General features: G+C 59.0%; 1 protein-coding gene. It reads left to right on the top strand.

Translation table 11 applies throughout. The annotated features are described in order from the left end of the window. Window positions 1-64 precede the first annotated feature (64 nt). On the top strand, window positions 65-244 hold a 180-nt coding region (locus SB764_RS43750), incomplete at its 3' end, for an alcohol dehydrogenase catalytic domain-containing protein (RefSeq protein WP_410867271.1).

A 244-nucleotide genomic window follows, 5' to 3' on the forward strand; every position in this document is an offset into this window, starting at 1 on the left:
ATCTTTGATTTTCATTCAATCGTGTTGGGAGGATCATCCGCTCATCGAAAACGGAGTGACCGATATGAACACGATGAAAGCCCTGATCCTCGAAAACCACAATGCACCGTTCCGCCTGGCCGAGATCGCCCGCCCGAAACCGGGTGCAGGCGAAGTGCTGGTGCGCATCAAGGCGAGCGGCGTCAATCCGCTCGACACCAAGATCCGCGCAGGTGCCGCAGAGCATGCCCGCCAGCCGCTGCCT

The organism is Paraburkholderia sp. SIMBA_027 (assembly GCF_046535315.1).
Classification (GTDB): domain Bacteria; phylum Pseudomonadota; class Gammaproteobacteria; order Burkholderiales; family Burkholderiaceae; genus Paraburkholderia; species Paraburkholderia tropica.